Genomic DNA, 7048 nt, shown 5'->3' on the forward strand with positions numbered 1-7048 from the left:
CGCAGTCAAGATACCGGTTACGACCCCCGAAAAAGGTATTCAGGCGTTTGCCGAGGGGATTCGCAGGCTTTACCACGACCCCGAGTTGCGCCAGCGCATGGGGCGGGTAGCATGGGAGTACGCTCGGTCGGAGGTGGAAAGCGTACGTACCCTACGGATGCTCGAGCTCTATCGTAAAGTGCTGCAATCCGAACCGTTGACAACTGCCTCAGGCGCCTCACAGCGGGTGATCTAGAACCTGAGGTGTACCAAGTTTTTGCTGGAATACCTCCTTCAGCCCAGGGATCTGCTGAACCCGCATCTCGGTCTGATCGAAGGCTTCGTTCCACCAGGAGAAACCGCGAACCTGCGGCCACCGATTGGCAAGCAACCCAGTTAGCGCAGCCTCAGCCCACTGTACAGCGTCCACTCTGGGGTTCCCCGATGTCACCCCAAACTCCGCCACCACCACCGGCTTGTTGGGAGCCAGTTGGGCCAGGCGCGGCATGACCGCATTCATTCCATCGGCAAAGGTCTGGGTGTTGTTTTCACTGGGTTCCTGGGCGCCATAGACCGAGACTCCAATCCAATCCACCACATCATCTCCTGGGTAGTAGTTTTCCAGGTGATTCCATTCGGTCTCGGGATCATCGTAGGCATCCACATGCCAGACCCAGGTGAGGTTATCGGCCCCTGCCGATTCGATGGTCTGGACGATATGACGGTAGGCGTCGCGGAACCGCTGGGGGCCCTGGGTCGGGCCTCCGTTCCATTTGCCGTTCCAGGAAAACCACTGTCCATTGGCCTCGGTGCCCCACTCTACTAAAACCGGCGTACCAAAACCTTTAGCAGCCTGGCCCCAGGCTTTGAGGTCGGCGTCGAAGTCGCCCCGCAGAATGGCCTGCAAGGTATAAAGTGGCTCAGCCACATTAATCTCACTGCTGCTGCGCAGCATCAAACGGATGAACGGAACCGCACTCCTGTCCCGTATCCACTCGGCGGAATCCCTGGGAAAAGCCCGGCTGGCGAACCAGTCATTGGAAAAATACACCCAGGCCACCTTGCGTCCAGCGGCCTGTTCATACACATCCAGCGCAGCCGGGGTGATCTGGTGCTCTTCCAGATTTTTCTGCCCCGGATAAACCCCGTGGTAATACGAACCTGCTGGGGGAGTACCAATCCCCTTTGCCGGGGGTGGGTTGGGGCCAACCGGCGGCACCGGGAGGATGCCAATACTACACCCCCCCAGTACCAACAGAACTGCCAGGAAACGTTTTTTTTGCATAGCCCTGGTGGGAACTGCACCGGCCCCTTACTGCGTGGTGACGGCTGTGGGGTCTACATAGGTATAGCCCAGAGTATCCCGCACGTAGCGCAGAAAGCCTTCAAACTGGGCTACCGTATAAGCGTTGGGGCCAGTGTAATCGGGGTTAATGGTGTAGGCATGGAAGAAGTGGCCCGCCCAGGGACAACGTAACACCCGGTTGGCTCGAGCAGCTTCCTCGACCATGGGCAGCAGATAGTTGGGTTGCACACTGCCCAGGGTCTCGGGGAGCATAAGAGTGCCATTCACATCCCGCACCGGATAGGGGAAAAACTGCCCCGCAATGACCGTACCCACCCGGTAAATGCGACGCTCCATCACCCGGTTGTAGACCTGGTTGAAGGTGGTGTAGTAGCCTGGGTCGGCCTCGTAGTGGGGGGTTGTCCAGCCCACCGGGGTGGTGTTGACACTCCGGGTGCTGAGGTTCACCAGGATGGTGCGCCCGGCCTGAATCCGCTGGAGGGCACTGGCGGCAGTCATGCCTGGAATGGGTGTGCTGGTAATCCGGTTGCCGTTGGCATCGAGTTCGACCCGCCAGAACTCCCAGTCATCCCCAGTGATACCGAAAGGGTTCTTAAGGTTTTCAAACTGGTGGGTGTAGCCGTGTTGGAATATCCTGCCGCGAATATTGGGGATACGGCGGAGTTGACCGAGTGCACCGCTGTTCTGCGTCCAGCCGATCTGGGTTACCGGGACAGTATTGTTGTTAACGAACAGCGGGACTGCCGTGGCTAGAAATGGAATGTTGACCCGTCGAATGGCATCCAGCATACGCCTCAGATCGGCGCCAGGGTCGTTGGGGCTGAGGTCTTCCATCCGGGCCAGTGCCCTGGGTGTGCAGGTGACGTCGCGGCCCATCATGGGCGCAATCAAGTCGGCAAAAATCAGGTAGCGATCCTGCTCGTGAATATAGGTGAAGGGATTGTCGGCAACATACCAGAAATTGCCGCTTTGCAGTGCATAGGGAATTTGCCGTCCAGCGCTGTTCTTGGCCCAGGCATGCACCACCACGCTGGGGGATTCGACCGCCACCTCCATCATCTCGATGGGAACCTCCAGCAACCCAGGGATGTATTTCTTAAAGGTATAACCCCGATAGTCAATCTTGTTGAAACCTATTGAAAACTCCGCGGGCTGATACTCGGGGAAAAGCGCCACATAGCGCAGTCCCAACTGACTCAGGCTAGCCCCAATGGTTGCATTGTCCAGCCGCCAGATATTGTAGTTGAACCAGGTGACTTTGGCTCCGCCCATAATGTCGGAGATCAGGGCCGCGGGAACCGGGTCTTCGTAGGTGCTGCCAATGTAGAAAGTGCGGTAGTACTGGTTGGCCTCTCCGGAGGTATAGGTGGAAACGGCCTTACGTGTTACTACCACATCGGCATAGCGGCCCAACAGGTTGGTCAGCATGATTGCATAAATCTGGGCCGCATCCGGATAGGAATAGGCCTGGGTTTGAACATCACCCATGGACTGCATTCCGACCTGATCACGTTGGTCTTTGCCCTTACCTTTGGAACGCGTGGACTTGTCATTGGCCAGACCGGGCTTGAGTTGCACCGAACCAATTTTGGGCCTGGCCTGGAGCGAGACGCCATTCGATTCACCAAAAGCACCGGGGCCATCAGGGTAGAGAATCAGCACCGATGTTACAGCCTGTGCACTGATACCGCCTCCCCCGCTGTCCTCGGCTCGAGGGCCTGGAGAGGAGCTACAGGCAACAAGAAACAACAGGCCAGCCCCCAACAAGAACAAGGCTTTGCCGTACTGATCAACAGAAGCTCGCCAGCTAATTCCCCACATATCAACCACTCCTTTGCCAAACCGGCAGATAATCTCGAGGCACGCGAAACAACAATCAGTCGCTATAATCCATCGCTAGGGCAGGCGAATATTTTTCATTCCATAGCCGCTCCTGGGTTTCGGTAATCCGTTGCTTCAAGCGGTAAGGGTCGAGAATCTGATCGCGCAGCAAGATATCGCCCAGGGGCGTGTCCTGGGGTTTGTCGCGCAAGGCTCGAGCCAACACTTGCGGGCTCACATCCCCGTAAAAAAGCAGGACATCCCCCAAACGGCGCCGCACAGGTTCCAGTACCTCCCCAGGCACATAACTCTTGCGCTCGGTTTTATCCCATTTTGGAGCGGTGCCTCTGACGGCCCCTCGAGCGGGCCAGAAGTAGAGCCGCCAGGCCCGCAACGCCGCCAAGGCATTAATAATGTTGGCCACCAGCCACCGCAGGGGGAACAACGGCAGCACAAAGGTAGCGCTTACTGCTTCGCGGGTTCCATAGATGGCGTTGATTGCGGCAAAGCGCATCAGGAGCCGCTCGAGGGTAATGGTCAGGATGCCTCCGCTTAATACCAGCATCAGCCGTGGATCGGCATGAGGCCAGTGGAAGGCGTAGCTTAAGAGCGAGTACAGGGCCAGGGGGTAGCCCACGATGTGTATCAAATTGGTGTATTTTCCCTTCTGGTCACGCCAGAGCACCAGGCGGTCCTTGAGGGTTAACCTTTTGCGGTTGATTAGGTTGAGGCTTTGCAGGGTGATGCCATAGATCCAGCGGGCTTTTTGCCTGACGGCAGCCCGCATCTCGGAGGGAAAATACTCCTTGACAGCCACAATTTCGGTGCGAACCCGCCCGCGATCGTCTATCCGCTGGAGCCGCTGGAGGTGGAAGTGCACCCGGAATCCTTTTTGCCACAACCGCAGGGCCAGCTCGTAGTCCTCGGTCAGGCTACCCTCGCGGAAAACTGGGCCTTCGGCGGCCAAAAAACTAACCACCCCACGCCGTAAAGCAAAACCTGTACCGGCGCTGGGCACAAACAAACCCAGTGACTCGCGCACTGGCATGTGGTGCAGATGGCTCTCGGCGAACTCGTCGGCGTAGGTTCCGGCGATGACCCGGTTCAGCCAGCGATGCCAGGGCAGCCTGGGAAACAGTGCAAACACCGGCAACTGCACCATGTCGTGCCGGTTCGAGAGCGCACTATACAGCCGGAAGGTATAGGGGTGAATTACATCCTCGGCGTCATGCACGGCAATGATGTCGAAATCCTGGTTGCGAATATTTTCGAGGTCTTGAACAAACGCAAAAATTTCGTTGAGGTTCTGGCTTTTGCTGGTAGGCCCTGGCTTGCTGTTGACCACACAGTGGACATATGGGTTGTGCCTGGCCAGTGCGCGCACTTCTTGCAAAGTGGCTTCATCGTTGGAATACACGCCGATAAAAAACTCGAGGCGATCTTCCGGATAGTGCATCAGTCGCAGCGTCGCCCGCACCATCTCGACCACCACCCCAGCTTCCTGCCAGGCCGCCACCATAACTGCAATGCGCTTGGGGCTATCTCGCTCGAGTGCTTCTGTCGAGAGATTGGCCTGTTGAAAGCGGCGTCGCCGGAAGATATAGATCAGGTCGAAGATTAAGTCGTCGAAGATGGCGATCAGATAACCGAAGCAGACCAATATCAGTATTGCGCCGATAAGCTCGGACATCTATATACCTCCCTACAGTATGTAAATGACAGATACGCTTAGAACGGACTCGGCGTTTCCCGAGTATATTTGTCACTGCATGAGGCTCGTCATACGACTGGGTACTGCGCTGTAGCTGTACAGATTAGTGGATGGGCCTTACTAGGTAGGGTCAGGTCGGCAGGGCACAGCTTAACGATCTGGATGGGGTGGAGTTGGTGTCCTGGGTTTGACAACCGTACAGCGGCTAAACGATCGCCTGTGCTTTACGATTATCAGACCGCAGATCGTAGCGAAATTGCACCCGTCGCCAGTGTGCTCGAGCCTGACCCATCACCAAATCTCACGCGGATACCTTAGTTGGCCTGGATATGCAAAATCAAGCGAAATGGCCTAACATAGGGCAGGGTTAGTGGCAGTCGTGCAGGGCTTTGCTGCCTGCACCGTGCCAGGGATAATCCTCTCCTCACAGCATAGTTGGTAAGCATAATTCCCCCCTTGCTTGCTTGATAGCACACCCCATAGTTGAGTATGCAGGAACGATAGTATAGCAGGATTGTAATCCAAAAATCAACACTTAGTGCATTGTGCTTCGCAAAGTGCAAATTTATGAACATTCTATAAAATGATGACGGCAGTATGCATGAATGCACAGAAAAGGTTTGAGTGCACCAGAGCAGTAATGGAAAAGAGACCCAGACCCTCAATCAAAGAGCGTAAAAGGCAACTTGTGCGCGAGGTGATCCATCAGGCTGCGCTTAAGCTGTTTTTACGACACGGCTACGATAACGCAACCGTGGACGATATTTCCAGGGAAGCTGGAATTTCACGGCGGACTTTTTTTCATATGTTTCCGAGCAAAGAAGATGTGATCCTGGCCCATTTCGATGGAGTAGGCGCGCAGATGGTGCACCTTCTGGCGACCCGCCCTAAGGCCGAGTCTCTGCTGGTTTCGCTGCGGCAAGCCTTTAAGCCATGGCTGGATCTGCACACCGGTGATGTCGAGCTAGCGCGAAACCGCATTCGGTTGATACTTGAAACTCCGGCACTCCGCGCCCGGCATCTCAGACTTCTAGACTCCTGGGTATTTTTGCTGGCCGAACAATGCGCTCAAAAGTTGGGGCTCCCCACCGCCGATGGTCTACCCAGGCTCACGGCCTGGGTTGCGATTGCTACACTGGATGTAGCCCTGCATGAATGGAGCCATCAACAAGACGATGCTCTCCTGCCACACGTGGATGCTACCTTTGCCATACTGGGGGATGTGCTGCAGGCCAAACCCGCCAGGCCAAAATAGAAACCCAACCCTGCAAACCCTCGGCTCCCCTGGGGAAGTGTGTACACTATGGTGCGACAACATGGATGCTTTTTCTTTCACACCAGTAGCCAGGAGACAGCATGGATAAACGGGTAGTGCTGGCGTTTGGAACCCGGCCCGAAGCCATCAAGATGGCCCCGGTTATCTTTGCCATGCGCCAGCAGGCCGGGATTGAGACCATCGTGCTCTCTACCGGACAACACCGGACGCAGCTCGAGGATGCCTTGCAGGTTTTTGGCATCGTGCCCGATACCGACCTGCAGGTGATGACCGAACGCCAGACCCTGCCCGAGCTAATGGGCCGCATCGTGCCCGCCGCAGCGGATAAACTCAAAGAATTGCAGGCCGATTATGTGATGGTGCACGGCGATACCCTAACTTCTTTTGCAGTGACGTTGGCGGCCTTCTTCGAGCATATTCCAGTGGCCCATGTGGAGGCCGGGTTGCGCAGCTTCAATATGCTCGAGCCCTTTCCCGAAGAAGCCAACCGCCGTCTGACCGATGTGCTCACCGACCTGGATCTGCCCCCCACCCCTACTTCCAAAGAAAACCTCTTGCGCGAGGGTAAGCCCCCACAGCACATCATCGTGACCGGTCAGACCGAGGTGGACGCGGTGTTATACGCCAGTCGGCGCGGTACACCCCCACCCTTGCCGGAAGGCAAGCGCATCGTGGGCGTGACCATGCACCGCCGGGAAAACCTGCCTTTCATGCGCGAACTGGCGGCTGCCCTGGCTCGAGTCGCCAGAGCCCATCCCGACTGCCACTTTGTGTATCCGGTGCATCTGAACCCGGCAGTGCGCGAGGCGGTCTATCCCGCACTGCAGGGTCTACCCAACTTTGAGCTGCTGGAGCCGCTGGAATTTGGAGCGATGGCTGGGCTGATGAAACGCTCCACGCTGCTGGTGACCGACTCCGGGGGGGTACAGGAGAGCGGGGCCACCCTGGGGGTGCC

General features: G+C 56.8%; 6 protein-coding genes. 3 read left to right on the forward strand and 3 right to left on the reverse strand.

The genetic code is table 11. The features are described from left to right. Positions 1-235 (forward strand): hypothetical protein (locus Q0288_RS10675; protein WP_299430226.1); only part of this gene is annotated, 235 nt, incomplete at its 5' end. Here the strand turns inward: Q0288_RS10675 and Q0288_RS10680 are convergent. Genes Q0288_RS10680 through Q0288_RS10690 form a run of 3 tightly spaced genes read right to left on the reverse strand, consistent with a single transcriptional unit; the run spans position 218 to position 4796 of the window. Beyond that, positions 218-1264 (reverse strand): glycosyl hydrolase, encoded by a 1047-nt coding sequence (locus Q0288_RS10680; protein ID WP_299430228.1) that lies wholly within the window; start codon positions 1262-1264, stop codon positions 218-220. The genes Q0288_RS10675 and Q0288_RS10680 overlap by 18 nt on opposite strands. A gap of 27 nt (positions 1265-1291) precedes the next feature. Further along, on the reverse strand, positions 1292-3106 hold the full coding sequence (locus Q0288_RS10685) for a polysaccharide deacetylase family protein (protein ID WP_299430230.1): 1815 nt from the start codon (positions 3104-3106) through the stop codon (positions 1292-1294). Positions 3107-3161: 55 nt separating this feature from the next. Further along, entirely contained in the window at positions 3162-4796 is a 1635-nt protein-coding gene (locus Q0288_RS10690) for a glycosyl transferase family protein (protein WP_299430232.1), read from the reverse strand. Between the two features lie 709 nt (positions 4797-5505). Here Q0288_RS10690 and Q0288_RS10695 point away from each other — a divergent pair. Together Q0288_RS10695 and wecB are read left to right on the forward strand one after the other, a co-directional pair. After that, positions 5506-6072 (forward strand): TetR family transcriptional regulator, encoded by a 567-nt coding sequence (locus Q0288_RS10695; protein ID WP_299430234.1) that lies wholly within the window; start codon positions 5506-5508, stop codon positions 6070-6072. A 101-nt stretch (positions 6073-6173) separates the two neighbouring features. Continuing rightward, positions 6174-7048: non-hydrolyzing UDP-N-acetylglucosamine 2-epimerase (gene wecB / locus Q0288_RS10700; RefSeq protein ID WP_299430236.1), on the forward strand; the 875-nt coding region annotated here is incomplete at its 3' end.

It is taken from the genome of uncultured Meiothermus sp. (assembly GCF_937863175.1).
GTDB lineage: Bacteria > Deinococcota > Deinococci > Deinococcales > Thermaceae > Meiothermus.

Bases quoted from the DNA above. Each gene is read 5' to 3' on its own strand.
- Q0288_RS10680 (WP_299430228.1), bottom strand. From the start codon at position 1,264: ATGCAAAAAAAACGTTTCCTGGCAGTTCTGTTGGTACTGGGGGGGTGT.
- Q0288_RS10685 (WP_299430230.1), bottom strand. From the start codon at position 3,106: ATGTGGGGAATTAGCTGGCGAGCTTCTGTTGATCAGTACGGCAAAGCC.
- Q0288_RS10690 (WP_299430232.1), bottom strand. From the start codon at position 4,796: ATGTCCGAGCTTATCGGCGCAATACTGATATTGGTCTGCTTCGGTTAT.